This is a genomic window from Streptomyces sp. NPDC050842, from assembly GCF_044456565.1.
Taxonomy (GTDB): domain Bacteria; phylum Actinomycetota; class Actinomycetes; order Streptomycetales; family Streptomycetaceae; genus Streptomyces.
Genome location: NZ_JBITGA010000017.1, coordinates 49,710 through 76,232, shown reverse-complemented (window position 1 = coordinate 76,232; position 26,523 = coordinate 49,710). Strand labels below are relative to the sequence as shown.

Genomic DNA, 26,523 nt, shown 5'->3' with positions numbered 1-26,523 from the left:
CGAAGCCGACGCCGTGTCCGCCTGGTTCGGCGACCGCAAGGTCCTCGACCGGGTCTCGCTCGCCATGCCCGCCCGCGAGGTCACCGCCCTCATCGGCCCCTCGGGCTGCGGCAAGTCCACCTTCCTGCGCATCCTCAACCGGATGCACGAACTCACCGGCACCGCCTCGCTCGCCGGCCGCGTCCTCCTCGACGGCTCCGACATCTACGACCGGGGCCGCCGCATCACCCACGCCCGCCGCGAGATCGGCATGGTCTTCCAGAAGCCCAACCCGTTCCCCGCGATGTCCCTGTACGAGAACGTCCTCGCCGGCCTCAAGCTGGGCGGCATCCGGGCGGGCAAGGAGGCCAAGGACGACCTCGTCGAGGAGTGCCTGACCCGGGCCGGGCTCTGGAACGAGGTCAGGGACCGGCTGCGGCAGCCCGGCGGGGCGCTCTCCGGCGGCCAGCAGCAGCGCCTCTGCATCGCGCGCTCGCTCGCCGTGCGCCCCCGAGTCCTGCTCATGGACGAGCCCTGCTCGGCGCTCGACCCGACCTCCACCCGGCGCGTCGAGGAGACCATCGCCGAACTGAAGGCGGAGGTCACCGTCGTGATCGTCACCCACAACATGCAGCAGGCGGCCCGGGTCTCCGACTCCTGCGCGTTCTTCCTCGCGGAGCAGGGCACCCCCGGCGTGATCGTCGAGCACGGCCCGACGGAGACGATGTTCGGCTCGCCCCGGGACCCGCGGACCGCCGACTACGTCAACGGCCGCTTCGGCTGACCCCGGGGAAGGTCGCCGATTTCACCCGGACGGACGAAAGGGCCGGTACGGAATCACTTCCGCACCGGCCCCACGACGCACAGCTCCGGGTCAGAGTCCCGCGGCCGCGCTCAGATCCCGCTTGATCGCGGTCAGCAGCTCCGCGCCCTTCGCGCGCGCCGGCGCGAGCCCGCGTGCGTCGGCGACCGGGACGACGACCTCCAGGTAGCACTTGAGCTTGGGCTCGGTGCCGCTCGGGCGGACGATCACCCGGGCCTTGTAGTCGCCCTCCAGGTGGTAGCGCAGCCCGTCCGTCGGCGGCAGCGTCTCCGTGCCCTTCGTCAGGTCCTCCGCCGAGACGACGGTCAGACCGGCGAGGGACACCGGCGGGCGCTCGCGGAGCGCGGCCATCGCGTTCGCGATGACCGACAGGTCCTCGACCCGTACCGACAGCTGGTCCGTGGCGTGCAGCCCGTGGGCCACCGCCAGGTCGTCGAGCAGGTCGAGGAGCGTGCGGTCCTGCTCCTTGAGGACCGAGGCCAGCTCGGCGACGAGCAGCGCCGCCGTGATGCCGTCCTTGTCGCGGACGCCCTCCGGGTCGACGCAGTAGCCGAGCGCCTCCTCGTAGCCGTACCGCAGCCCCTCGACGCGGGCGATCCACTTGAAGCCGGTCAGCGTCTCCTCGTACCCGACCCCGGCCGCTTCGGCGATCCGGCCCAGGAGGGAGGACGACACGATCGACTCGGCGAACACGCCCGTCGCGCCCTTGTGCACCAGGTGCGCGGCGAGCAGCGCGCCCACCTCGTCGCCGCGGAGCATCCGCCAGCCGCCCTCGACGGAGGCGTCCGGCACGGCCACCGCGCACCGGTCGGCGTCCGGGTCGTTGGCGATGACCAGGTCGGGGTCCACGGCCCGGGCCGCCTCGAAGGCGAGGTCCATGGCACCCGGCTCCTCCGGGTTCGGGAAGGCGACCGTCGGGAACGCCGGGTCGGGCTCGGCCTGCGCGGCGACGAGCGCGGGCGGCGGGAAGCCGGCGCGGCCGAAGGCCGCCGTCAGGACGTCCTTGCCGACGCCGTGCATGGCCGTGTAGACGGTCCGCGCGGTCCGGGGGGACCCGGGCGTCAGGACGGCGTCCGTACGCGCCAGGTAGGCCTCCAGGACCTCGTCGCCGAGGGTCTCCCAGCCGGTCTCCGGGCGGGGCACGTCCGCGAGGGAGCGCACCGCGTCGATCTCGGCGGCGATCTCCGCGTCCGCGGGCGGCACGATCTGCGAGCCGTCGCCCAGGTAGACCTTGTAGCCGTTGTCGCGCGGCGGGTTGTGGCTCGCGGTCACCTCGACACCGGCGACGGCGCCCAGATGCCTTATGGCGTACGCGAGGACGGGCGTCGGCAGCGGGCGGGGGAGCACGGCCGCGCGGAGTCCGGCGCCGATCATCACGGCGGCGGTGTCGCGGGCGAAGTCGGCGGACTTGTAGCGGGCGTCGTAGCCGATCACGACGAGACCGCCGGTCTCGCCCTTGGCCTTCAGGTACGCGGCGAGGCCGGCGGCGGCCCGGATGACGACCGAACGGTTCATCCGCATCGGCCCGGCGCCCAGCTCGCCCCGGAGCCCGGCGGTGCCGAACTGGAGGGTGCCGGCGAAACGGGCGGTGAGCTCGTCGCTCGCGCCGCCGTCGAGGAGCGTGGCCAGCTCCTCCCTGGTCTCCGGGTCGGGGTCCTCAGCGAGCCAGGCCTGGGCCCGGGAGAGGAGGTCGTCCTGCGTCACGGTGTGCCTTTCGGGGTGCGGGAGGGAGGGGTGCGGGGGTGGCCGCTGCGCGGAGCCTTTCCCCACCCCGCCCCTTCCCGAACTGGGGGCAAGCCCCCAGACCCCCGTACGGCCTGCGGCCGTGCCCTCAAACGCCGGGCGGGCTGAATTTCAGCCCCGCCGGCGTTTGAGGCGCGGGGTCCGGGGCAGGCCCCGGTTTCGGGAAGGGGCGGGGTGGGGGAGAAGCCCCGCGCAGCGGTCCTCGCCGACCGTCAGATGCGGTCCAGGACCCGCGTCAGCAGCTCGCCCATCCGCGCCGCCGAGTCGCGCCCCGCCTGGAGCACCTCTTCGTGGTTCAGCGGCTCGCCCGAGAGCCCCGCCGCCAGGTTCGTGACGAGCGAGATGCCCAGGACCTCGGCGCCGGCCTCGCGGGCCGCGATCGCCTCCAGGGTCGTGGACATGCCGACGAGGTCGCCGCCCATGGCGCGGACCATGTTGATCTCGGCCGGGGTCTCGTAGTGCGGCCCGGGGAACTGGACGTAGACGCCCTCCTCCAGGGTCTCGTCGACCTCCTTGCACAGCGCGCGCAGCCGCGGCGAGTACAGGTCGGTGAGGTCCACGAAGTTCGCGCCGACGATCGGGGAGGCGGCCGTCAGGTTGATGTGGTCGCTGATCAGGACCGGCTGGCCGGGGCGCATGCCCTCGCGGAGGCCGCCGCAGCCGTTGGTCAGGACGACGGTCTTGCAGCCGGCGGCGACGGCGGTGCGCACGCCGTGGGCGACGGAGGCGACGCCCCGGCCCTCGTAGAAGTGGGTGCGGCCGAGGAAGACCAGCGCGCGCTTCTCGCCGATCTTGTACGAGCGGACCGTGCCGCCGTGGCCCTCGACGGCCGGCGGCGGGAAGCCGGGGAGCTCGGTCACCGGGAACTCGGCCTCGGGCGCGCCGAGCGCGTCGACGGCGGGCGCCCAGCCCGAGCCCATGACCAGGGCGACGTCGTGGTTCTCGACGCCGGTCAGCTCGCGCAGACGGGCGGCAGCGGCCTCGGCGGCCTCGTACGGGGTGGCAGTTGCGTTCACTGACTCTCTCGCCTCGGGGAGGGGGGTCCGAGGGGAGCCCCGGACGGATTTGGTACGCGCAGAAGCGTAGCCGGAGAATGCCTACGCGCGTAGATGACGATGCTGACGGACATGCGATCGTTGTCTTGTCGTTTCCGACGAACGGGGGATTCGCCCGCCCCGGACGGATCGAACGGCTCAACAGGGACGCTTGCGCAACTCCATCACGTAGTCGTGCGGCGCGCCCGCCGATTCGGCCGCGTCCGCGACCTCGCCCAGGTACCGCGCGGACGGCAGCCCGCCCTCGTAGCCGTTGAGGACGTACACCCAGGCCGGCTCCTCGCCGTCGAGCGTGTCGACCCGGATCCGCATCCGCCGGTAGATGTCCAGGCCCACGCCCTCCCACCGGTCCATGGAGTCCTCGTCCATCGGCGCGATGTCGTACAGCGCCACGAAGACCTGTGAGCGGGGGGCCTCCACGATGGTGGCAAGCGCGCCCTCCCAGCCCATCTGCTCGCCGCCGAAGGTGAGCCGCCAGCCGTTCAGCCAGCCGGTGCCGCGCAGCGGGGAGTGCGGTGCGCGGCGGCTCATCAGCCGCGCGTCGAGGTTGCCGGCGAAAGCGGCGTAGAGCGACATGGGACCGAGAGTACGGGAGGGGGCGGGGTGTCCGCCGAACTCCCGGACTCCGCGGTGACGCCCGTACGGAGCCCCGGCGCGAGGCCGCGCCGGGCGTGCGGGAGAATGGGGTACGCACTTGAAGCGTGCGGGACAATGGCGTACGCACTGCACCCCAGCGGGGGGACCCCCCGGCAGAACGAGACGCGAGGCGTAGATCCCAGTGACCCGGATCGTGATCATCGGTGGCGGACCCGGCGGATACGAGGCGGCCTTGGTGGGCGCCCAACTCGGCGCGGAGGTGACCGTCGTCGACTGCGACGGCCTCGGCGGCGCTTCCGTCCTGACCGACTGTGTTCCCTCGAAGACGCTCATCGCCACGGCCGAGGTGATGACCACCTTCGACTCCTCCTACGAGGAGCTCGGCATCATCGTCGCGGACGACACCCCGCACGTGGAGCAGGCCGCCCGCGTCGTCGGCGTGGACCTCGGCAAGGTCAACCGACGGGTGAAGCGCCTCGCGCTCGCCCAGTCGCACGACATCACCGCCTCCGTCACCCGGGCGGGCGCCCGGGTGCTGCGCGGCCGCGGCCGGCTCTCCGGCCGGCAGGCCGTGGACGGCTCCCGCCAGGTGATCGTCACCGCCGTCGACGGCACGGAGGAGACGCTCACCGCGGACGCCGTGCTCATCGCGACCGGCGGCCACCCGCGTGAGGTGCCCGACGCCAAGCCGGACGGCGAGCGCATCCTGAACTGGACCCAGGTCTACGACCTCAAGGAGCTCCCCGAGGAGCTCATCGTGGTCGGTTCCGGCGTCACCGGCGCCGAGTTCGCCGGCGCCTACCAGGCGCTCGGCTCCCGGGTCACCCTCGTCTCCTCCCGCGACCGCGTCCTGCCGGGCGAGGACCCGGACGCCGCCGCCGTCCTGGAGGACGTCTTCCGGCGCCGCGGCATGAACGTCATGGCCCGCTCCCGCGCCGAGTCCGCCAAGCGGGTCGGCGACCGGGTCGAGGTCACCCTCGCGGACGGCCGGGTCATCTCCGGCACCCACTGCCTCATGGCCGTCGGCGCCATCCCGAACTCGTCCGGAATGGGTCTGGAGGACGCCGGCGTCAAGCTGAAGGACTCCGGTCACATCTGGACCGACAAGGTCTCCCGTACGAGCGCCCCCGGCGTCTACGCGGCCGGTGACGTCACCGGTGTCTTCGCGCTCGCCTCGGTCGCCGCCATGCAGGGCCGTATCGCGATGTACCACTTCCTCGGCGACGCGGTCACCCCGCTCAATCTGAAGACGGTCTCCTCCAACGTCTTCACGGACCCCGAGATCGCCACCGTCGGCTACACGCAGGCCGACGTGGACGCGGGCAAGATCGATGCCAAGGTCGTCAAGCTGCCGCTGCTGCGCAACCCCCGCGCGAAGATGCAGGGCATCCGGGACGGTTTCGTCAAGATCTTCTGCCGCCCGGGCACCGGCATCGTGGTCGGCGGCTGCATCGTCGCCCCGAAGGCGAGCGAACTGATCCACCCGATCTCGATCGCGGTCGACAACAATCTGACCGTCGAACAGATCGCAAATGCTTTCACCGTGTACCCCTCTCTGTCGGGCTCGATCGCGGAAGTGGCACGGCAGTTGCACACCCGAAAGTCGGCGGGCGAGGCGTAGCACCCCGCTCGGGTGGGTCTCCGGGACCGCTCCCGCCTGCGGGAACGGTTCGCCGACTCGGACAACCCCCGGCAAGGCGGGGCATAGCCCAGGCATCGAGCGGATCAACGACGGGGTCTCCCATATCACTTGGAGGCCCCGTCCATGCGCATCTTCTGCAATTCGGCGCATAGTGCTGAAAAGTATCGGCCGGTCACGTTACTGTCAGTTTCGTGTTCGCTGCAGAACGTCGCCAGTTGATCCTCGAAATGGTGCGAGCCAATGGGGCCGTGTCGCTCCGCGAGCTCGCCCGCGTCGTCCAGACCTCGGAGGTGACCGTACGGAGGGACGTACGGGCACTCGAGGCAGAAGGACTCCTCGACCGCCGCCACGGCGGTGCGGTGTTGCCGGGCGGATTCACGCGAGAATCCGGCTTCCCGCAGAAATCCCATCTCGCCACGGCGGAGAAGACGGCCATCGCCGACGTCGCCGCGAGCCTCGTCGAAGAGGGCGAGGCCATCGTCGTCGGTGCCGGGACGACCACCCAGGAGCTGGCTCGCCGGCTCGCCCGCGTGCCCGGTCTGACCGTCGTCACCAACTCCCTGCTCGTCGCCCAGGCCCTCGCCCACGCCAACCGGGTCGAGGTCGTCATGACGGGCGGCACCCTGCGCGGCTCCAACTACGCCCTCGTGGGCAGTGGGGCCGAGCAGTCGCTCCAGGGGCTGCGGGTCTCCCGGGCCTTCCTCTCCGGGAGCGGGCTCACGGCCGAGCGCGGGCTCTCCACGTCCAACATGCTCTCCGCGAGCGTGGACCGGGCCCTGGTGCAGGCGGCGGCGGAGGTCGTGGTCCTCGCCGACCACACCAAGCTCGGCGCCGACACCATGTTCCAGACGGTGCCGACGGACGTCATCACCCGCCTGGTGACCGACGAGCCCCCGGCCCACGACGAGCGGGCCGCCTCCGAGCTCCAGGCCCTCGCCGACCAGGGCGTGCAGATCGCCGTCGCGGGTACGGGCCAGGGTCCCGGCTCCGTCGGCGGTGAGCAGCACCCCCCGGGCGTCCGGCCCCGACGTGACATGCCGCTCCCCGTCCAGCGCGGACGGATGGCGGCCGGTCAGTTCCGGGGGCCCGGCGGGGGAATGGCGGCGGAGACGCTGGAGCGCACGGCCCGGGTCGCGGACATGCGCCGCCGCTGACCCGTCACCTCACCGAAGTTCCGAAGTGCGAGGGACCCTCCCCCAGGGGTCCCACGGCCACCACGTCAGTTCTTGAGTCCCCGCAGGGTCAGTGCGAGCAGGCGGTCCGCCAACTCCACGTCCTCCGGGCACTGTTCCGCCGCCAGCGCGATCGCGTTGGTGAGCTGCATCAGGTCGCCGATCGACACGTCGGCGCGTACCTGCCCCGCCTCCTGGGCGCGCCCGAGCAGCGCCTCGCCCGCTTCGCGCAGCGGCACGCTGCACGAGGCGAGCGCCGAACTCCGGTCGTACGAGGCGGACATCAGCGCGTGCGCGAGCCCCCGGTACTCGCCCGCGTGGGCGATCAGGGCCCGCAGCCACTCCACGAGCGCCCGACACGGCTCGGCCGCCTCCGCCAGCTCGTGCGAGCGGTTCAGGAGCGCCGCCAGGGCCTCCTGGAAGACGGCGTTCAGCAGATCGGCCCGGGTGGGGAAGTGGCGGTAGAGGGTGCCGATCCCGAGGCCCGCACGGCGGGCGACCTCCTCCAGGGGCGCGTCCGTGCCGTGTTCGGCGAAGGCGGCCCTGGCCTCCGTGAGCAGCCGCTCGTGGTTGCGCCGCGCGTCGGCTCGCATGACGGAGGTCCTCCCCTGGGGTGTGTCTCGACTGGGGGTGTCTCGACGGAAGGGCCCGCAGGCTGCTGCCTGCGGGCCCTTCGTACCGTACGTGCCGCGACGTCAGTCCTTGATGTCGCAGATGGTGGCGCCGGAGGTGACCGAGGCGCCGACCTCGGCGCTCAGGCCCTTGACGGTGCCGGAGCGGTGGGCGTTGAGGGGCTGCTCCATCTTCATGGCCTCCAGGACGACGATGAGGTCGCCCTCCTTGACCTCCTGGCCCTCCTCGACCGCGACCTTCACGATCGTGCCCTGCATCGGGGAGGCGAGGGTGTCGCCCGAGGCGGTCGGGCCGGACTTCTTCGCCGCCCGGCGCTTCGGCTTCGCACCCGCCGCGAGCCCGGTGCGGGCCAGCGTCATGCCGAGCGAGGACGGCAGGGAGACCTCGAGGCGCTTGCCGCCGACCTCGACGACGATCGTCTCGCGGCCCGACTCGTCCTCGTCCGCGTCGGCACCGGCCGGCGCGAACGGCTTGATCTCGTTGACGAACTCGGTCTCGATCCAGCGGGTGTGGACCCGGAACGGGTCCGCGGTGAACGCCGGGTCGACGACGACGGCCTGGTGGAACGGGATGGCCGTGGCCATGCCCTCCACCTTGAACTCGGCCAGGGCGCGGGCGGCGCGCTGGAGCGCCTGCTCGCGGGTGGCGCCGGTGACGATCAGCTTGGCCAGGAGCGAGTCCCAGGCCGGGCCGATCACGGAGCCGGACTCGACGCCCGCGTCGAGGCGGACACCGGGGCCCGAGGGGGCGTCGAAGACGGTGACGGTGCCGGGGGCGGGCAGGAAGCCGCGGCCCGGGTCCTCGCCGTTGATACGGAACTCGAAGGAGTGACCGCGGACCGCCGGGTCGCCGTAACCGAGCTCCTCGCCGTCGGCGATGCGGAACATCTCGCGGACCAGGTCGAGGCCGGTGACCTCTTCGGTGACCGGGTGCTCGACCTGGAGGCGGGTGTTGACCTCCAGGAAGGAGATCGTGCCGTCGGTGCCGACGAGGAACTCGACCGTGCCGGCGCCGACGTAGCCGGCCTCCTTCAGGATCGCCTTCGACGCCGCGTACAGCTCGGCGTTCTGCGCCTCCGTCAGGAACGGCGCCGGCGCCTCCTCGACCAGCTTCTGGTGGCGGCGCTGGAGCGAGCAGTCACGGGTCGAGACGACGACCACGTTCCCGTGGGTGTCGGCCAGGCACTGGGTCTCGACGTGCCGGGGCCTGTCGAGGTAGCGCTCCACGAAGCACTCGCCGCGGCCGAAGGCCGCGACGGCCTCGCGGACGGCGGAGTCGTACAGCTCGGGGACCTCTTCCAGGGTCCGGGCGACCTTCAGACCGCGACCGCCGCCACCGAAGGCGGCCTTGATCGCGATCGGCAGCCCGTGCTCCTCCGCGAACGCGACGACCTCGTCCGCACCCGAGACCGGGTCGGGCGTGCCGGCGACCAGCGGGGCGCCCGCGCGCTGCGCGATGTGACGGGCCGCCACCTTGTCGCCCAGGTCGCGGATGGCCTGCGGCGGCGGGCCGATCCAGATCAGACCCGCGTCCAGGACGGCCTGCGCGAACTCGGCGTTCTCGGAGAGGAAGCCGTATCCGGGGTGGACGGCGTCCGCACCGGCGTCCTTCGCGGCCTGCAACACCTTGGCCATGTCCAGATAACTGGTCGCGGGAGTGTCACCGCCCAGGGCGAACGCCTCGTCAGCCGCCCGGACGTGCAGAGCGTCCCGGTCCGGATCGGCGTACACGGCCACGCTGCCGATACCCGCGTCCCGGCACGCCCGGGCCACACGGACAGCGATTTCGCCACGGTTGGCGATGAGCACCTTGCGCACGATGGCTCCCTCCTTGAAACAAGCTGAGTTTAGGGACTGCCGACACGGCCTTTCGACCCGTCCCCAGTGGTGAGCTTGCCCACACGGAGCGTGACCCCGGGCCTGCTCGGGTCGTGAATTCCCTTGTCGCACCACGGTACGCAGGGTTCCTTTACGGCACAGTAGCTCCGAGGTGTGGCGCAGGTCTCTGTTCGTCCGGCCAGTCGCCATTCGGGTTTCTTTGTCGGGTCTCTACGAACGGCCCGTGGATTCTTTGCCGAGCGACCGGCCACACCCGCCCGTGTGCGAACTCTTGTCCGCAGGTTTACCGGCCAGTAGCCTTCGCGCTGTCGATCGTACTGTCGGTAACAGGCGAATGCAGGGGGTGGCCGAGGTGGCCCGCAGACCGATAGCTCTCGTGACGGCGGCGGTGCTCTTCCTCGAAGCGCCCGGCATCGTCGCGATCAACGCCGTCATGGCGGGCTTCGTGGAGGCCCAGTCGATGTCCCTCGATGGGATGGACCCGGACGCCATGGTCGCCGGCACCTGGGGGCTCGGCATCGGTTCCGGTGTCGCGCTCGTCCTGTGCGGCCTCGTCGCCCTCGTCGCGGGCATCCGCGACCGCCGCCCGGGCCGCGCGGGCCGGGGCCTGCTCATCGGCTGCGCGGTCGTGCACGGCATCCTCGGCGCGGTCGCCGTCGGCCTGATCGGCTGGGGCGCGTTCGCCTTCCTGATGGCGGTCGTCGGACTCGTCGTCCTCACCCTGGTGGCGTACGGGAAGGCGTACGGAGACGGGGCCGGGGCTCCTGAGGAGGCGCCGGCCGCCGCCTGACCGATCGGCCTTCGCCTGACCCTCAGGTCCAGAGGTCGGTGATCTCGACGTCCAGCTTCCTCAGGAGCGTGCGCAGCAGCGGCAGCGACAGGCCGATCACATTGCCCGGGTCCCCGTCGATGCCGTCGATGAACGGCGCCGAGCGCCCGTCCAGGGTGAACGCGCCCGCCACGTGCAGCGGTTCGCCGCTCGCCACGTACGCGGCGATCTCCGCGTCCGTCGGCTCGCCGAACCGGACCACGGTGGAGGCCGTCGCCGACTCGTAGCGCTTCGCGGCCGTGTCGTACACGCAGTGACCGGTCTGGAGGATGCCGACCCGGCCGCGCATCGCCTTCCAGCGGGCGGTGGCCTCCTCGGCGTCGGCCGGCTTGCCGAGGGCCTGCTTGTCGAGCTCCAGGACCGAGTCGCAGCCGATGACGAGCGCGCCGAACACCTCCGGTCGGGCGGCCACATGCGCGGCCTTGGCCTCCGCGAGGGCGAGCGCGAGCTCGGCCGGGGTCGGGGCGTGGACCTTGTCCTCGTCGACGCCGCTCACGATCACCTCGGGGGCGAGTCCGGCCTGCCGGAGCAGCCCGAGCCGGGCGGGGGATGCGGAGGCGAGGACGACACGGCGCGGTTCAGCAGTCATGGGGTCAGCGTAGCCAGTGCCGTGCTCACTTCGCGCTGACCACGATCATCTCCACCACCATCGCCAGCGCGAGGATGACGCCCGCGCGGCGGAGCATCGCCTGCATCTCGCGCATGAACCTCGGCGGCTCGTTCTTCGGGTCGGACCACAGCATGCTCCGATCCTCCGGGTGGGGCGCGCGGGGCGCCTGAGTACGGATACTCAAGCGCCCCCGTACCGAGGGACTATTCGGGGGCGGCGGCCCCCTCGGGGCGGTGGAACACCCCGGCGCGCGCGGCCGCGAGCGCCGCCTCCGCGGCCCGTTCGGCCACGTCCGCGGTGAGCTCCTCGTGGGTGACGGCGAAGCGGTAGTAGAGCGGCGCGGAGACGGCGCGGAGCAGCTCCACCGGGTCCGTGTCCGCGGGGATCTCGCCGCGCGCCACGCCCCTGGCGACGACCGGGGCCCATTCGGCGAGCCGGGTCCGGTAGAAGCCGGCGAGCGCGCGGGCGCACTCCTCGTCGCAGGCCGCCGCGGAGATGACCGCACGGAAGACGGCGCCCATCCGGGGGTCGGTCAGGGTGTCCCGTACGAGTTCGGCGTTGGCCCGCAGGTCGCCCGCGAGGCCGCCGGTGTCGGCGGCGGGCAGCGACTGCTCCGCCATGTCGTGCAGGAGGTCGGTGACGAGGCCGACGGGGGAGCCCCAGCGGCGGTAGACGGTGGTCTTGCCGACGCCCGCGCCGGCGGCGATCCGGTCCATGTTCAGGGCGTGGAAACCGGCGTCCGCGAGGGCGTCCCGGGTGGCGTCGAGGACGGCCTCGCGCACCTTCGCGGTGCGGCCGCCGGGACGCAGGGTGCCGGGCGAGGCCGGTCGGCTCTCAGTCAAACGGGTCTCCTGTTCCATTAAGGCCTTCGACTCTGCTACGGTACGGGACATCTTAACGGAACCGCTCTCCCATTAAGGGGTCGTGCGTCATGGTCGCCCTGGATCTCCCCACGCCCACGGAACGCGCCGAAGCCCGGATGACCGGCCGGATGCGGCTCGTCCTCGTCGTCCTCCTCCTCGCCCAGTTCATGCTCGCCGTCGACTTCTCGATCCTGAACGTCGCGCTCCCCGTCATCGGCCAGGGACTCGGCTTCAGCCTCGGCGGCCTCCAGTGGATCGCCACCGCCTTCGCCCTCGCCGCCGCCGGCTTCACCCTCCTCTTCGGGCGCGTCGCCGACCTCGTCGGCCGCCGCCGCCTCTTTCTCGGCGGCATGGCACTCCTCGGCGTGTCCTCCCTCGTCGGCGGACTCGCCACCGGCCCCGAGATGCTCATGGCCGCCCGCGTCGCCCAGGGCCTCGCCACCGCCGCCGTCACCCCCGCCGGGCTCTCCCTGCTCACCGCCTCCTTCCCGGAGGGCCCGCTGCGCGCCAAGGCCCTCGGCCTCAACGGCGCCCTGATGTCCGCGGGCTTCACCACCGGCGCGATCCTCGGCGGCGTCCTCACCGACCTGCTCTCCTGGCGCTGGGCGTTCCTCGTCAACGTGCCGGTGGCCCTCGCCGTCCTCCTCGTCGCCCCCGCCGTCATCGCCGAGAGCCGCCCCGCCGTCCGCCCCCGCCTCGACATCCCCGGCGCGGTCACCGTCACCGGCGGACTCCTCGCCCTCGTCTACGGCCTCACGGTCGCCGGCGAACACGGCTGGACCGACCCCACCGCGCTCACCGCCCTCGCCGCGGGCGCCGCCCTCCTCGTCGCCTTCGTCCTCGTCGAACGACGGGCCGCCTCACCGCTCGTCCCCGTCCACGTCCTGAAGCGCCGCACCGTCGTCTGGGGCAACCTCGCCGGGCTCGTCGCCTTCGTCACCGAGACGTCGCTGGTCTTCCTCATGACCCTGTACCTCCAGGACGTCCTCGGATTCTCGCCGCTCGCCGCAGGGCTGTCCTTCGGCGTCCTCGGCGCCGGCACGATCCTCGGCGGAGTCTTCGCCTCCCGCTTCATCGGCCGCTTCGGCGCCCGCTCCGCCCTCGTCGCCGGCGGACTCCTCCAGGCCGCCGCCACCCTCGCCCTGTACGGGCTCGGCGACGACCGCGGCAGCCTCGGACTGCTGCTCGCCGCGACCTTCGCCGGCGGCGTCGGCAACATGCTCGCGATCGTCGGCTTCATGGTCACCGCCACCTCGGGCATCCCCGACGGCGAGCAGGGCATGGCGACCGGGCTCGCGACCATGACCCAGCAGATCGGCATCACCATGGGCACGCCGATCATGAGCGCCGTCGTCGTCACCGCGCCCGTCCTCCTCGACGGCATCGGCCTCGCGGTCCTCGTCAATGCGGCGATCGTCGCGGTCGGAGCCGTACTCGCGGGTGTCTTCCTCGGACGCAGATGACGCCGTGCACATGGCGAAAGGCCGGACCCCCCGCACACGGGGTCCGGCCTTCCGTCATGGGACGGCGCCGACTACGACACGGACTACGACGCCGACTACGACGACTCGACTACACGGGCCAGTACGACCTGGCCCAGGCCCGCGGGCCCGGCCGGTGGCGTACCGTCCGCGCGATACGGGACGGATCCGACCAGCCCTCCGGTATCGCCGGGCCGCCGCCCTCGGCGGACGCCGCCGCCGTGGCCGCGGCCCGGGCCTGGACCACCGCCAGTGCGGCGGCCAGCTCCTCGGGTGTCGGGTTTCCTCGTACGACCTTGATCACAACGGCTCCTTCAGCGCTCGTACGCGGCTTACAGCGGGATGTTGCCGTGCTTCTTCGGGGGCAGGGACTCACGCTTCGTACGCAGCTGGCGCAGCCCCTTCACGATCTGCGGGCGGGTGTCCGACGGCATGACCACGCCGTCGATGTACCCGCGCTCGGCCGCGATGTACGGGTTGAGCAGGGCGTCCTCGTACTCCTGCATCAGCCGCGCCCGCTCGGCGTCCTGGTCCTCCGCCGCGGTGATGGTCCTGCGGTGCAGGATGTTCACCGCGCCCTGCGCGCCCATGACCGCGATCTGCGCGGTCGGCCACGCCAGGTTCAGGTCGGCGCCCAGGTGCTTGGAGCCCATGACGTCGTACGCGCCGCCGAAGGCCTTCCGCGTGATGACCGTGATCAGCGGGACCGTCGCCTCCGCGTACGCGTAGATCAGCTTCGCGCCGCGCCGGATGATGCCGCCGTACTCCTGGTCCACACCCGGAAGGAAGCCGGGCACGTCGACGAACGTCAGCACCGGGATGTTGAAGGCGTCGCACGTCCGGACGAACCGCGCGGCCTTCTCGGACGCGTTGATGTCGAGGCAGCCGGCGAACTGCATCGGCTGGTTGGCGACGACACCCACGGGGAAGCCCTCGACGCGGCCGAAGCCGGTCAGGATGTTCGGCGCGAACAGCGCCTGCGTCTCCAGGAACTCGCCGTCGTCGAGGACGTGCTCGATGACCTTGTGCATGTCGTACGGCTGGTTCGCCGAGTCCGGGATCAGCGTGTCGAGCTCGCGGTCCTCGTCCGTCACCTCGGTGTCGGCGACCTCGGGGAAGGCAGGCGCCTCCGAGAGGTTGTTCGACGGCAGGTAGGACAGCAGGGACTTCACGTACTCGATGGCGTCCTTCTCGTCCCCCGCCATGTGGTGGGCCACGCCCGAGGTCGCGTTGTGCGTCCGGGCACCGCCCAGCTCCTCGAAGCCCACGTCCTCGCCCGTCACCGTCTTGATGACGTCAGGGCCCGTGATGAACATGTGCGAGGTCTGGTCCACCATCACCGTGAAGTCGGTGATCGCGGGGGAGTACACCGCGCCGCCCGCGCACGGGCCGACGACCAGGGAGATCTGCGGGATCACCCCGGACGCGTGGGTGTTGCGGCGGAAGATCTCGCCGTACATGCCGAGCGCGCTGACGCCCTCCTGGATGCGGGCGCCACCGGAGTCGTTGATGCCGATGACCGGGCAGCCGGTCTTCAGCGCGAAGTCCATCACCTTGATGATCTTCTGGCCGTACGTCTCGCCGAGCGCACCGCCGAAGACGGTGAAGTCCTGCGAGAACACGGCCACCGGGCGCCCGTCGACCGTGCCGTAGCCGGTGACGACACCGTCTCCGTACGGGCGGTTCTTCTCCAGCCCGAAGTTGGTCGACCGGTGCCGGGCCAGCTCGTCCAGCTCGACGAACGACCCTTCGTCGAGGAGCAGGGCGATCCGCTCGCGCGCGGTCAGCTTGCCCTTCGCGTGCTGCTTCTCCACCGCGCGCTCCGAGCCGGCGTGCGTGGCCTCGTCGATACGGCGCTTGAGGTCCGCGATCTTGCCCGCGGTCGTGTGAATGTCGATCTCGTACTGCTCTGCCGGCTCGGACATCGGGATGCGGCTCCCTGCCTGGTCACGGGGGGTTCGTTGACTACGAATGGGCTACTGCTGAGCTACTGACCCGTAGCGTATCGACGCCGATACGGTTCGGCACTGCGGTGTTTGCCACACCTAGTCTGGCTTGCATGACGACCTCTCACGGTTCAGGACGGCCCTGGTCCGACCTCGACCGGCCCCCGCTGAACGCCCCCGCCCTGCGTCGCGCGCTCGTGCAGCCCGGTGGTCTGTGGACCTCGCTCGACGTGGTCACCACCACCGGCTCCACCAACAGCGACCTCGCCGCCCGCGCCGACGAGCTGCCCGAGGGAGCCGTGCTCGTCGCCGAGGAGCAGACCTCGGGGCGCGGGCGCCTCGACCGCAGCTGGACGGCGCCCGCCCGGTCCGGGCTCTTCCTCTCCGTGCTCCTCAAGCCGGACGTGCCGGTGCACCGCTGGGGCTGGCTCCCGCTGCTCACCGGCGTGGCCGCCGCGACGGGCCTCGCGAAGGCCGCCGGGACCGACATGTCCCTCAAGTGGCCGAACGACCTCCTGGTTTCCGTCGGAGGCGAGGAGCGCAAGACCGGCGGCATCCTCGCCGAGCGCGCCGGGGAGGACGCCATCGTCGTCGGCCTCGGCGTCAACGTCACGCTCCGTGAGGAGGAACTGCCCGTCCCCGCGGCCGGGTCCCTCCTCCTTGCCGACGCCGTCTCCACCGACCGCGACACCCTCCTGCGGGCCGTCCTGCGCTCCCTCGCCCAGTGGTACGGCGACTGGGTGCGCGCCGACGGCGACCCCGAGGCCTCGGGCCTCCAGGCGGCCTACGCGGCCGGCTGCGCGACCCTCGGCCGCCGCGTGCGGGCCGACCTGCCCGGCGAGCGGATGCTGGAGGGCGAGGCGGTCGCCCTGGACGGCGACGGGCGCCTCGTCGTGGCCACGGAAGGCGGCGGCACGGAGGCCGTCGGCGCGGGCGACATCGTCCACCTGCGGACACCCGCCTGACGGCGCGGGAAGGGCGGCGACGGGCCGGACAACGGTTCACGGGGCGGAATGGCTCGCCGTTCAGGCGTGAGCCATTCCACACCTGCCGTATCGTGGAGCGCGATCCAGGCGACAGATCGGCAGGACAAGTGGGCAGGGAACGGGCAGGAGGCGGCCGGTGACCGTCGACGACGCGAACGCGGGCGGCGAATCCGAGCCACCCGCGTACCCCGCACCGGAGCCCTCCGCGTACCCCACCCCCCACCACGAGGTCGACCACACGGCCGAGCCGAGCGACGACCCCCTCGCCATCCGGCTGGAACAGCTGATCCTCGGCGCCGACCGCCGCTACACCCCGTTCCAGGCCGCCCGCACCGCCGGTGTCTCCATGGAGCTCGCCTCCCGCTTCTGGCGCGCGATGGGCTTCGCTGACATCGGCCAGGCCAAGGCGCTCACCGAGGCCGACGTCCTCGCGCTGCGCCGCCTCGCCGGTCTCGTCGAGGCCGGGCTGCTCAGCGAGCCCATGGCCGTGCAGGTCGCCCGCTCCACCGGACAGACCACCGCCCGGCTCGCCGAGTGGCAGATCGACTCCTTCCTGGAGGGCCTCACCGAGCCCCCCGAGCCCGGCATGACCCGCACCGAGGTGACGTATCCCCTCGTCGAGCTGCTCCTGCCCGAGCTGGAGGAGTTCCTGATCTACGTGTGGCGGAGGCAGCTCGCCGCCGCCACCGGCCGGGTCGTGCAGGCCGCCGACGACGAGGAGATGGTCGACCGGCGGCTCGCGGTCGGCTTCGCGGACCTCGTCGGCTTCACCCGGCTCACCCGCCGCCTGGAGGAGGAGGAGCTCGGCGAACTCGTCGAGGCCTTCGAGACCACCTGCGCCGACCTCGTCGCCGCACACGGCGGCCGGCTCATCAAGACCCTCGGCGACGAGGTGCTCTACTGCGCCGACGACCCCGGCACGGCCGCCGAGATCGCGCTCCGGCTCATCGAGACCCTCGGCCACGACGAGACGATGCCCGCACTGCGCGTCGGCATCGCCTTCGGCACGGTGACGACCCGCATGGGCGACGTCTTCGGCACGACCGTGAACCTCGCCAGCCGCCTCACCTCGATAGCTCCGAAGGACGCCGTCCTCGTCGACGGCGCTCTCGCGGCGGAGCTGTCCAGGACCGGCGACGCGCCCGTCTCGGAGACGGAGGCCGCCGAGGAGGCGGCCCTCGCGGAGAAGGAGGGCCGGAAGCCCGCCACGTACCGCTTCGCGCTCCAGCCGATGTGGCAGCGGCCCGTGCGCGGCCTCGGCGTCGTGGAGCCCTGGCTCCTGACCCGCCGCCCGACCTAGGATCTCCCGTGAACGCCCGTTAACCGTCGTTAACGGGTCCTGGATCGGGAGGGTGTGCGGCACATGTCCGAGCAGCGTTTTGGTGAGTTCGTGGTGGTCCGGAAGGACGGGAACGGGCATGTCGCCGAGCTCGTCCTCGACCGGCCCAAGGCGATGAACGCCGTCTCCTCCGAGATGGCCCGCTCCCTCGGCGCGGCCTGCGCGGCGCTCGCCGCCGACGCCTCCGTCCGCGTCACCGTCCTCACCTCCTCGAACGACCGGGCCTTCTGCGTCGGCGCCGACCTCAAGGAGCGCAACTCCTTCACCGACGCCGAGCTCGTCCGGCAGCGCCCGACCGCCCGCGCCGCCTACACCGGCGTCCTCGAACTGCCGATGCCGACCGTCGCCGCCGTGCACGGCTTCGCCCTCGGCGGCGGCTTCGAGCTGGCGCTCGCCTGCGACGTGATCGTGGCCGACGCGACCGCCGTCGTCGGCCTCCCCGAGGTCTCGGTGGGCGTCATCCCCGGCGGCGGCGGTACGCAGCTCCTCCCGCGCCGGGTGGGCGCGGCGCGCGCCGCCGAGCTGGTCTTCACGGCCCGCCGTGTGGAGGCGGCGGAGGCCCGCGAGCTGGGCCTCGTCGACCTCCTGGAGGAGGACGCGCGGACGGCCGCCCTGGAGCTGGCCGGGCGCATCGCGGCCAACTCGCCGGTGGGCCTGCGCGCCGCCAAGAAGGCCATGCGCCTCGGTCAGGGACTGGACCTGCGGGCGGGCCTGGAGGTCGAGGACGCGGCGTGGCGTTCCGTGGCGTTCTCGGGGGACCGGGCCGAGGGCGTGGCGGCCTTCAACGAGAAGCGGAAGCCGGAGTGGCCGGGCGAGTGAGCGAGGGGGCGAGGGGAGTCCCCCGTCCGGATTTTCGCTTCATGTCACTTTCTGTGACGTCTCGCGAGGGAAAACGGACTAATACTCCCTAAGCTGGAGGAATGGGTGAGGATGTGCGGCTGCGGGCCGTAGTGGCGCTGGCGCAGGGGATGGCGGCGGCGCACACTCCACGCGAGTTCTGGCGGGCGGCGGCGCTCGGGTCCTGCGACGGGCTCGACGGGACCTTCGCGGCCCTCTCCGTCTGGGAGCGGGACCTCGGCCGGCTGAAGGTCCTGGTCAACGCCGGGGAGCGGGCCGCGGGCGAGGAGGAGTTCCCGGACTCGGAGACGTATCCGGTGCACCAGTTCCCCGAGATCACCGAGTTCCTGCACGAGCAGTGGGCGGGCGGCGGCGAGCCGGACGCCTGGGTGGAGACCGCCGACGCCCGGGTCCCGACCGGCCGCGTGACGGGCCTGCGCAAGCGCGGACGGGGCTGCTGCGTGGTCGCCCCGATCGTGCTGCACGGGCGGGCCTGGGGTGAGCTGTACGTCGCCCGCCCGCCCGAGGCGAAACCTTTCACCCGGGAGGACGCCGACTTCGCGACCGTCCTCGCGGCGGTCGTCGCGGCCGGCATCGCCCAGGCCGAACGCCTGGAGGAGGTCCGCAAGCTGGCCTTCACCGATCCGCTCACCGGCCTCGCCAACCGCCGGGCCGTCGACACCCGCCTGGACGAGGCCATCGAGCGGTACCGGGTCGACGGCTCCGTCGTGAGCCTCCTGGTCTGCGACCTCAACGGCCTCAAGCGCGTCAACGACACCCACGGCCACGCCGTCGGCGACCGGCTCCTCGAACGCTTCGGCTCCGTGCTCTCCCGCTGCGGTGCCCGGCTCCCCGGCGCGCTCGCGGCCCGCCTCGGCGGCGACGAGTTCTGCCTCCTCACGGTCGGCCCGACGGCGGACGAGGTGGTCGCGGTCGCCGAGGAGCTCTGCGTACGGGCGGCGGAGCTGGAGCTCGGCGAGGGCGTGGCCTGCGGGGTGGCGTCCACGGGCGACCCCATCGGGCCGCTCAGGTCGGCGCGCCGCCTCTTCCGGCTCGCGGACGCCGCCCAGTACCAGGCGAAGGCCGCACGCTCGGCGAAGCCGGTCGTGGCGGGCCGGGACGGCACGGTCATCCGCCTCGCCGACGCCCCGCCCGGCGCCCGCGACCGCCGCCGCTTCCGGGACGCGCCACCGGTGGAGCCGCCGTCGTCGGTGGAGTCGCCGTCCGTGGAGTCGCCGTCGGTCGGGCCGTCGTCGGTGGGCCCCTCACCGGTGGAGCCGCTGCCGGATCCCTTGCCCGGTCCGCTGCCCGAGTCGTCGTCGGGGCCGGTGCCGGAGGGTCCGCCTCGGGAGCCCTGACCAGCTGCCCCCACCGGACCGCCCGACCGGCGTTCAGTCGCCGAGCAGCCGCCACGCGGTGAGGGCGAGTCTGGCCCGGGTCAGGCCGGTGGGGCCGGTGACGTCGATGCCCAGGGTCTTCGAGATCTGTTCCAACCGGCGGGCGATGCTGCTGTGGTGCAGGTGGAGGAGGTCGGCGGCCCGGCGCAGGGAGCCGGTGGCGCAGTAGGTGTCCAGGGTCTCCAGCTCCTCCGGGTTGCCGGCGAGGCGGGCGACGGCTGCCACGTCGGTGTTGTCCCGCGCGATGTCCGGGGGGACGTCGGCCAGGAGGGCCAGCGCGCCCAGGTCCGGGTAGCGGACGACGGGTTCGCGAGCGGTGGTGAAGCGGAGGGCGGTGCGGGCCTGCCGCCAGGACCGGTCGGGGCTTCCCGCGTCGCCGATGCCCGCACGGACGTCCGCCGGAAGCCCGGCCGGGTCGAGGACGGTGGCCAGGATGACGCCCACGTCGGCGAGCGGCGCCGCCTTCACCGGACGGGCCGGGCAGAGCAGGGCGCCGATCCGGTCGAGCGGGAGCCGCGTACGGACGGCGACGACGTGGACCGGCACGCCGGCGGCGAACCCCAGGAGCCGTAACGCCCGGGCTCTGGCCGCCTCGTCGGTGTCGGAGCCGATGGCCAGTTCGACGAGCGCGGGGTCGGCCATGGTGGTGCGCGCCGGGCCGTGCCGCTCGACGACCCCGGCGACGGCGATGGCCAGCCGGTCGAGGAGCACGTCGTCGAGCGGGTTCGGGGGGCCGGGGCGCTCCAGCCACACCGTGCCGATCTCCTCCTCGTCGAGGGTGATCGGCGTCGTGGAGGACGCGGGCGCCGGCGGGCCGGCCGACGGCCTGCCGTCGGGCGCGAGACGGATCACCTGGCCCGTGCCGTGGAGCCGGATCCCGGCCGTGCACTCGGCGAGGCCCGCGGAGGCCCGGGCGAGCGCCGCCAGATCCACGCGCCGGCGCATCAGCGTGTCGTAGAACGCGATGATGCGGATCGCGCCGCCGACGTGCGGATCCAGTCCTGACAGTCGTACGGCCAGTGCCTCCATGCCGGAAGGATAGGCGGGGGCGGGAGGGGAAGTGCCCGCCGATCGAAGCGACTTCGGGCCGGGATGCGCGACGGACGTCGGATGACCTCCCTGGGCGGCGCCGCCCAGGATGGCCGTCATGGATCCCGAACTCGAACCCTTCCTCCCCTTCCTCCCGCTCATGGACATGAGCGACCCGGTCGCCGGGCGCGCGGACTTCGCCGGCCGCGCCGCCGCCGCGCCGGCTCCGGACACCTCGCGGATGGACGTCGAGGACCACACGGTCCCCGGCGCACCGGACGTGCCCGTACGGGTCTACCGCCCGCACCGGGCGCAGGGCGCCGTCGTCTGGCTGCACGGCGGCGGCGGGGTCTTCGGCGACCTCGACACCGAGCACCCGTGGGCCGCCAGGGTCGCCGACCTCTCCGGGGCGGTGGTCGTCTCGGTGGGGTACCGCCTGGCACCCGAGGACCCGTACCCGGCGGCCCTGGACGACGCCTGCGCCGTACTGGCCTGGGCGGCCGAGCACGCGGACGCACTCGGCACCGACCCGGCGCGGATCGCGGTCGGCGGACACAGCGCCGGAGCGAACCTCGCGGCCGCGCTGGCCCTGCGGGCGCGGGACGAGCGGGGTCCCGCGGTCCGGTTCCAGCTGCTCAACCAGCCGAGCCTCGACGACCGTCAGGAGACGTGGTCGTCGGTGCACTTCACCGACACGCCCTGGATCAACAGCGCCACGGTCGCCGCGTCGTGGCGGCACTACCTGGGCGGCCGGCCGGCCGGCCCGTACGCCGCGCCCGCCCGCGCCGACGATCTGTCCGGCCTGCCACCGGCGTACATCGCCACCGCGGAGTTCTGCCCGAACCGCGACGAGGGCATCGCCTACGCGCTGCGCCTGATGCAGGCGGGCGTGCCGGTCGAACTCCATCAGTGGCCCGGCACCTTCCACGGATCACAGGCGATCCTCTCCGCCGAGGTCTCGCAGCGGCAGATCGCCGAGCTCGGGGCGGTCCTGCGCCGCGCGCTGGCGCCCGAGTGAGCCGTGGACGACGCACTTGCCTGCTCATCGACAGCGAAAGGACGTACGTCATGAAGCTCCGAACGGTGTTGTGCTCGACCGTGGCCGCGCTGGTCGCCTGCGCGGCCACGGTCGCGGCGGTCCCCGCGCCCGGCCCCGCCTCCGGCGCCCGCCCCGCCCCCGCCTCCGGCTCCGCCCTCGACCGTGTGGCGCTGGAGTCCGCCCTGGACGGTGTCCACCGTGCCGGAGTTCCGGGGGTGTTCGCCGAGGTGCGCGACAACGGCCGTACATGGCGCGGCGCTTCGGGTGTCGCCGATGTCACGACCGGCCGCCCCGTCACGGCGGACATGCGGCAGCGCGTCGGCAGCATCACCAAGACCTTCACCGCCGCCGCCGTCATGCAGCAGGTCGAGCAGGGCCGGATCCGGCTCGACGCGCCGATCGGCGGCTATCTGCCGCGGCTGGTGCCGGGGGAGCGCGGCAAGAGGATCACGGTCCGGATGCTGCTCGACAACACCAGCGGCATCCCCGACTACCTCCGCTACGCGTTCCCGTCGCTCGCCGCGTTCCCTTCCCTGCCGGACATCTCGACCGAGAGCCTCGACGACAACCGGTTCCGGCGGTTCCGCCCGGAAGAGCTGATCGAGATGGGGCTCGCGGCGCCGCCCGCCGGTGAGCCGGGGGCCCTTCCGGGGGTGTACTCGAACACCAACTGGCTGCTGCTCGGCCAACTCCTGGAGGAGGTGACCGGCACCCCGGCGGAGGAGTACATCACCCGGAACGTCATCGAGCGCGCCGGCCTCCGGCACACCGGCTTCCCGTCCGGCACGCGCATCAAGGGACCGCACTCGCGGATGTACGAGTCGTTCTACGGCCTGATCGACCCGCCGCGCGACTACAGCGTCTACGACATGTCGTGGACGGGCACGGGGGCCGCGCTCGTCTCGACCACGGAGGATCTCCACCGCTTCTACGCCCGGCTCCTGGGCGGCGGAATCGTCAGCAGGGCGTCACTGGCGCAGATGCAGCGCACGGTCCCGGTCATCGCCCTGGACGGATCGATGATCGAGTACGGGCTCGGCCTCCACAAGGTCACCAAGGACTGCGGCACGTTCTGGGGCCACGACGGCTCGGTCTGGGGCGCCGGGACGATCTCCCTGACCCGGGCCGACGGCAAGCGCCAGATGTCCGTCGCGGTCAACCTCCAGAGGTGGAACGAGCCGGACTCCTCCGGCGTACCGCAGCCCCACCCCATCGACGGCGCACTGTCGACGCTGTACGGGGAGGCGCTGTGCGGTGGGGAGACGGCGGGGCTCGCCCCGTAGCCCCGCACCCCGACGGTGAGGGGGGCCTGCCCCTGCCGGAGGGCCCGCCTCAGGAGCCCTGAGACGCGCCTTGCCGGGCCCCCGCGCACTCCGGGCACAGGGTCTGGCCCTCGATGACGGGCCGGAACAGCATGGGCTGGGTGTGTCTGCCCGCGCACTCCTGCGCGCCTTCGAGGCGCGGGGAGAGGCGGGGCGGTCCGGCAGCCGGCGGGGTCGGACGCAGGGGTGGTACGTGGCGGAGCAGCTATCTCACCAGCCCCCCGGGCCGGTGTACGGGCGTCCCGGCGCCGGGCAGACCGCGCAGGACGTGTTCGTGGACGTCGTGTCGTAGCGGCTGGTGATCGTCGCGGTATGCCGACCACGGTGGACATCGCGGTTTTCCGGCCGGGTGTTGCAGGCCGGGGTGACAGGCCGGCGTCAGGAAGTGTGGACCTTGAGACCGTCGAGGACGAGATTGAGGCCGAAGTCGAGGGCAGGTCTGACGTCGCCGTCGTCTTCCATGGCGCCCGAGGCCATCAGGGACGCGAGGGTGGGGAATTGGCCGGGCTGGACGACCTGGGCGAGTAGGTTCCCGTAGTCGGGGCCGGACGCGACGATCTCGGTGGCGATTCGGGCCAGGTCGCGGACGGCACTGGAGATGAACATGGCCGTGGCGACCAGGTTGTCGGTGGCGAGGCCGGACCGGGCCAGGGGCCGCAGAAGAGCCTCGAACCAGGCCAGCTCATTCGGACCGGTCGGGGCCCCGGTGGTCGCCACGCGCAGCATCCAGGGGTGGGCGAGGTAGAAATCCCAGGCCGCATCGGCCCAGTTCAGGATCTCGGTACGCCACTCCTTCCCCGACTCCGCCGGGGGGTTGCCCTGCGCCCGGTCGGCCATCAGGGCCACCAGCTGCTCTTTACCGGGGACGTGCCTGTACAGGGCCATCGCCGTGTAACCGAGTTCGCCGGCGACCCGCTGCATCGACACCGCTGCCAGACCCTCGGCGTCGGCCAGCGCGATGGCGGCCTCGACGATGCCGCCGACGCTGAGAGAGGACCGTGCGCTCTCCTTTGTCTCCCAGAGGAGTCGGAAGGTAGCCGCCGCGCTCTTGTCCGCTGACACTTCTACCGCCGATTCTCCGAGGCCGATCCCGGCTGCCCAGCATAGTGGCGGGGGTTTCGGTGTCGGAGCAGAGCGATGCCGAACGCGAGGACCCAGTAGGCATAGAGGCTGGCGATGATGGCCGTGGTGCCCCAGCCGTTGGCGCTGAAGAACTGTCCGGTGTCGTTGCCGAAATACAGCGACGGGACGAACGCGAGATTGATCAGGGCGATGGCGTATGCCGACCGGGCGGCCCACCGGGACAGCAGTCCGGACCGAACGACGGCATACCCGGCGGCCACCAGGAACACCGCTATGAGGATGCGACCGATCGAGCCGTACAGCAGGTAGGAGCCCTCGGCGGTGATGGTCGGATCGACCGGCTCCTCGGCAGCGATGACCTCCCCGGCCTGGAGGGAGTGTGCAACGAAGGTGACCGCGATGTAAGCCAGTGCCGCGCCGTGGGCGAGATCCGCGACCCAGCCGCAGGCCGGGTCGGCCTGGCGGACGAGCTCGCGAACCCCGGTGACGAAGCCGAGGAGCAGTACGAGGACGACAAGGCTGAGCATGATGCGGGTCAGGACGTTGGAGTCGGGCGGTGCCCCGTCATGGACGAAATAGAGCGGCACTTCGATGACCTGCAGGACCGTGAACGCTACGCCGGTGATTCCGGTGAACCTTCGCAACGGTAGGCCGTCCAGACGTGATGCTGTATATGGCATAAGCAAGAGTGTAGGGCGTATACGTAGGTGGTTCAATCGGAATCCTCGAGGTCGACTTTCAGGCCAACCTCGCCCTCGCTGCGGCCACGTTGCCGGGTACTGACGATCTGCACCGGGTTGCTGCCGGGGGCCGGGTGCCGATCAGGGTGTACGTCCGGGCCGTGGGCGCAGGGTCGCTGTCCGGGGCCGGGCCGGACTGTGTGGCGCTCCGGCGGCGGGCACCCAGGTGGAGGCCGGCGAGCAGGGCCAGGGCGAGCCCTTCCGGGGAGTTCCCCGATCGAGCCGGTGATGACGTCGTACAGGATGTTCGTGTCGGCCGTCAGCCTTCGTGTCGTGGGCTGGCCGTGGGGCGGCAGCCGGGGCCGGACCCGCAGGTGCGGGAGCAGTGCTGGCCTGGCTGGTCCGGCGGAGGATCGACCACTGACCCGCAACTCCTTCGCGATCTCCGTGCCGCCCCGCCCGTCGGCAAGCATCGCCACTGCTTCCATCCGGACCCGCTCACGGAACGCTTGCCTCTCCGCGGTCAGCCCCCACCCTGTGGATATGGGGCAGTCGGGCTTGGCTTGGCGTCGGACGGCGGGTGGGCGGCTGGGATTCAGGCCCGGCTGGTCGCTCCTGGCGGGTGGAGAGCTGACTAACCCGCAGCTACTCCGAGTAACAGCCCCCGGGATAACCCTCAATGGGGGCACATCGCTCTTATCGGGCGGAGGAAGTGCGCCAATGTCTCGCCGTCAGCCCCCAATCGCAACCACGCACCGTCCTCCCCCAGGACTCACCGCCCACCGTCCACGGCCCACCTCCCAGCCCCCACCCACCGGGACAGACCAGCGGGGCCTGAATCCCCACTCCCCACCGGCCGCGACCCGCTGAGTCCAGCCGGGCCGCCCCATTCAACGACCGCGCACCCCGAACCCACCCCAGCGGACCCACCCTGCCCCGCCGCTAACCGAGCCCCACCCCACCGGCCTGCCACCCGCCGTCCGACCCCGGCCGATGCCCGGGCCCCCGCGTGGCCACGCCCCCGGCCGCCCTCCGAGAGGTCTTTCGCTCCTGGAGCCGCCGGGTCAAGGGTGGCCGTAGGCCATCGGCGGAGCCGACTTGCCCTTGACGCGGCGGCGGAAGGTGCGACTCTCGGAAAGAGGGCGGCCGCACCAGAAGCCCACCCGAAACGCCCACCCCCAGCGCCTCCCCGCTGCGCCCGTCGCCGCCTGCCGCCTGCCGCCGGTGCCGCGACGCAGGGCGCGCCCACGCCGTCCTCGATCAGGAAGAGGGCCGCGCGGGCGAGGGGAGCTCACCGCCACGCCCGCCGCCTGGGCCGCGTTCACCGCGTTCACCGCGTTCGCGCGGACGCACGCGATCTGAACCTCTCGGAGGTCTCCCTCTCCAGGGCTTCTTCACTGTCCGTCGAGCGGAGCAGTCCACGTCCCGATCACCGAGACCGGAGCGGGTTGGGGCCGGCCGGATTCGAACCGGCGTCCTCCCACATGCGGTGAAGGCGCGACAACCACTGCGCTACGAGCCCCATCCCGTCGGGGATCATACGAGCCACGTGCGCTCGACCGCGCGTGAATTGTCGACGGTGACGACGGACCGCCTTGGC

24 protein-coding genes and 1 tRNA gene are annotated in these 26,523 nt (G+C 72.4%); 11 read left to right on the top strand and 14 right to left on the bottom strand.

Translation table 11 applies throughout. The features are described from left to right. The first annotated feature begins 13 nt into the window (after positions 1-13). Positions 14-763: a phosphate ABC transporter ATP-binding protein gene (locus ACIBG6_RS37630; RefSeq protein WP_329625593.1), complete on the top strand. Its 750-nt coding sequence runs from the start codon at positions 14-16 to the stop codon at positions 761-763. Positions 764-853: 90 nt separating this feature from the next. On the opposite strand, the gene ACIBG6_RS37625 is transcribed toward ACIBG6_RS37630, so the two are convergent. The 3 genes from ACIBG6_RS37625 to ACIBG6_RS37615 all read right to left on the bottom strand — a co-directional run bounded on the left by ACIBG6_RS37625 (position 854) and on the right by ACIBG6_RS37615 (position 4,176). Further along, complete coding sequence (locus ACIBG6_RS37625) at positions 854-2,506, bottom strand: phospho-sugar mutase (RefSeq protein WP_399227269.1); 1,653 nt, start codon at positions 2,504-2,506, stop codon at positions 854-856. Between the two features lie 251 nt (positions 2,507-2,757). Continuing rightward, positions 2,758-3,561: a purine-nucleoside phosphorylase gene (locus ACIBG6_RS37620; RefSeq protein ID WP_329621535.1), complete on the bottom strand. Its 804-nt coding sequence runs from the start codon at positions 3,559-3,561 to the stop codon at positions 2,758-2,760. A 177-nt stretch (positions 3,562-3,738) separates the two neighbouring features. Further along, a complete protein-coding gene (locus ACIBG6_RS37615; RefSeq protein ID WP_384142043.1) occupies positions 3,739-4,176 on the bottom strand; it encodes a gamma-glutamylcyclotransferase in 438 nt (145 codons plus the stop codon). Between the two features lie 202 nt (positions 4,177-4,378). Here ACIBG6_RS37615 and ACIBG6_RS37610 point away from each other — a divergent pair, with 202 nt between their 5' ends. Further along, the gene (locus tag ACIBG6_RS37610; RefSeq protein ID WP_329621533.1) at positions 4,379-5,818 is read left to right on the top strand and encodes an NAD(P)H-quinone dehydrogenase; all 1,440 of its coding nucleotides are present in this window, start codon (positions 4,379-4,381) and stop codon (positions 5,816-5,818) included. Positions 5,819-6,066: 248 nt separating this feature from the next. After that, positions 6,067-6,993: a DeoR/GlpR family DNA-binding transcription regulator gene (locus tag ACIBG6_RS37605; RefSeq protein WP_399227298.1), complete on the top strand. Its 927-nt coding sequence runs from the start codon at positions 6,067-6,069 to the stop codon at positions 6,991-6,993. A 65-nt stretch (positions 6,994-7,058) separates the two neighbouring features. Here the strand turns inward: ACIBG6_RS37605 and ACIBG6_RS37600 are convergent, their stop codons facing one another. Further along, positions 7,059-7,604: a TetR/AcrR family transcriptional regulator gene (locus tag ACIBG6_RS37600; protein ID WP_399227268.1), complete on the bottom strand. Its 546-nt coding sequence runs from the start codon at positions 7,602-7,604 to the stop codon at positions 7,059-7,061. A 102-nt stretch (positions 7,605-7,706) separates the two neighbouring features. Continuing rightward, positions 7,707-9,461, bottom strand: a complete 1,755-nt coding sequence (locus ACIBG6_RS37595; protein WP_399227267.1) for an acetyl/propionyl/methylcrotonyl-CoA carboxylase subunit alpha — start codon at positions 9,459-9,461, stop codon at positions 7,707-7,709. A gap of 355 nt (positions 9,462-9,816) precedes the next feature. On the opposite strand from ACIBG6_RS37595, the gene ACIBG6_RS37590 reads away from it, so the two are divergent. After that, positions 9,817-10,272: a hypothetical protein gene (locus tag ACIBG6_RS37590; protein ID WP_399227266.1), complete on the top strand. Its 456-nt coding sequence runs from the start codon at positions 9,817-9,819 to the stop codon at positions 10,270-10,272. Between the two features lie 22 nt (positions 10,273-10,294). On the opposite strand, the gene ACIBG6_RS37585 is transcribed toward ACIBG6_RS37590, so the two are convergent. The 3 genes from ACIBG6_RS37585 to ACIBG6_RS37575 form a co-directional block, all read right to left on the bottom strand. Next, the gene (locus ACIBG6_RS37585; protein ID WP_399227264.1) at positions 10,295-10,900 is read right to left on the bottom strand and encodes a nucleoside triphosphate pyrophosphatase; all 606 of its coding nucleotides are present in this window, start codon (positions 10,898-10,900) and stop codon (positions 10,295-10,297) included. Positions 10,901-10,925: 25 nt separating this feature from the next. Continuing rightward, on the bottom strand, positions 10,926-11,054 hold the full coding sequence (gene mmpB / locus ACIBG6_RS37580; RefSeq protein ID WP_399227263.1) for a morphogenic membrane protein MmpB: 129 nt from the start codon (positions 11,052-11,054) through the stop codon (positions 10,926-10,928). Between the two features lie 70 nt (positions 11,055-11,124). Further along, positions 11,125-11,814 carry a TetR/AcrR family transcriptional regulator gene (locus ACIBG6_RS37575; protein WP_399227262.1) on the bottom strand — a complete coding sequence of 230 codons (690 nt, stop codon included), beginning with the start codon at positions 11,812-11,814 and terminating at the stop codon, positions 11,125-11,127. A gap of 38 nt (positions 11,815-11,852) precedes the next feature. Here ACIBG6_RS37575 and ACIBG6_RS37570 point away from each other — a divergent pair, with 38 nt between their 5' ends. Continuing rightward, positions 11,853-13,247, top strand: coding sequence for an MFS transporter (locus tag ACIBG6_RS37570; RefSeq protein WP_399227261.1), 1,395 nt, complete (start codon positions 11,853-11,855; stop codon positions 13,245-13,247). 109 nt (positions 13,248-13,356) lie between these two features. Here the strand turns inward: ACIBG6_RS37570 and ACIBG6_RS37565 are convergent, their stop codons facing one another. Further along, positions 13,357-13,569, bottom strand: coding sequence for an acyl-CoA carboxylase subunit epsilon (locus ACIBG6_RS37565; protein WP_384142072.1), 213 nt, complete (start codon positions 13,567-13,569; stop codon positions 13,357-13,359). A gap of 28 nt (positions 13,570-13,597) precedes the next feature. Further along, complete coding sequence (locus ACIBG6_RS37560) at positions 13,598-15,190, bottom strand: acyl-CoA carboxylase subunit beta (protein WP_399227260.1); 1,593 nt, start codon at positions 15,188-15,190, stop codon at positions 13,598-13,600. Between the two features lie 134 nt (positions 15,191-15,324). Between ACIBG6_RS37560 and ACIBG6_RS37555 the strand changes: the two genes are divergently transcribed. From ACIBG6_RS37555 to ACIBG6_RS37540, 4 genes are all read left to right on the top strand, one after another. Further along, positions 15,325-16,176: a biotin--[acetyl-CoA-carboxylase] ligase gene (locus ACIBG6_RS37555; protein ID WP_399227259.1), complete on the top strand. Its 852-nt coding sequence runs from the start codon at positions 15,325-15,327 to the stop codon at positions 16,174-16,176. Positions 16,177-16,333: 157 nt separating this feature from the next. Further along, a complete protein-coding gene (locus ACIBG6_RS37550; RefSeq protein WP_329621522.1) occupies positions 16,334-17,497 on the top strand; it encodes an adenylate/guanylate cyclase domain-containing protein in 1,164 nt (387 codons plus the stop codon). A gap of 63 nt (positions 17,498-17,560) precedes the next feature. Further along, entirely contained in the window at positions 17,561-18,355 is a 795-nt protein-coding gene (locus ACIBG6_RS37545; RefSeq protein WP_399227258.1) for an enoyl-CoA hydratase/isomerase family protein, read from the top strand. Between the two features lie 101 nt (positions 18,356-18,456). Next, positions 18,457-19,731, top strand: coding sequence for a diguanylate cyclase domain-containing protein (locus ACIBG6_RS37540; protein WP_399227257.1), 1,275 nt, complete (start codon positions 18,457-18,459; stop codon positions 19,729-19,731). A 33-nt stretch (positions 19,732-19,764) separates the two neighbouring features. Here the strand turns inward: ACIBG6_RS37540 and ACIBG6_RS37535 are convergent, their stop codons facing one another. Next, positions 19,765-20,799: a PucR family transcriptional regulator gene (locus tag ACIBG6_RS37535; RefSeq protein ID WP_399227256.1), complete on the bottom strand. Its 1,035-nt coding sequence runs from the start codon at positions 20,797-20,799 to the stop codon at positions 19,765-19,767. Between the two features lie 118 nt (positions 20,800-20,917). On the opposite strand from ACIBG6_RS37535, the gene ACIBG6_RS37530 reads away from it, so the two are divergent. Beyond that, positions 20,918-21,817, top strand: coding sequence for an alpha/beta hydrolase (locus tag ACIBG6_RS37530; RefSeq protein WP_399227255.1), 900 nt, complete (start codon positions 20,918-20,920; stop codon positions 21,815-21,817). A 50-nt stretch (positions 21,818-21,867) separates the two neighbouring features. Beyond that, positions 21,868-23,121, top strand: a complete 1,254-nt coding sequence (locus tag ACIBG6_RS37525) for a serine hydrolase domain-containing protein (RefSeq protein ID WP_399227254.1) — start codon at positions 21,868-21,870, stop codon at positions 23,119-23,121. A gap of 417 nt (positions 23,122-23,538) precedes the next feature. Here the strand turns inward: ACIBG6_RS37525 and ACIBG6_RS37520 are convergent, their stop codons facing one another. The 3 genes from ACIBG6_RS37520 to ACIBG6_RS37510 form a co-directional block, all read right to left on the bottom strand. Further along, positions 23,539-24,222 carry a TetR/AcrR family transcriptional regulator gene (locus ACIBG6_RS37520; RefSeq protein WP_399227253.1) on the bottom strand — a complete coding sequence of 228 codons (684 nt, stop codon included), beginning with the start codon at positions 24,220-24,222 and terminating at the stop codon, positions 23,539-23,541. Between the two features lie 2 nt (positions 24,223-24,224). Then, positions 24,225-24,923 carry a hypothetical protein gene (locus ACIBG6_RS37515; protein WP_399227252.1) on the bottom strand — a complete coding sequence of 233 codons (699 nt, stop codon included), beginning with the start codon at positions 24,921-24,923 and terminating at the stop codon, positions 24,225-24,227. 1,449 nt (positions 24,924-26,372) lie between these two features. After that, a tRNA-Ala gene (locus ACIBG6_RS37510) sits at positions 26,373-26,446 on the bottom strand. Positions 26,447-26,523 lie beyond the last annotated feature (77 nt).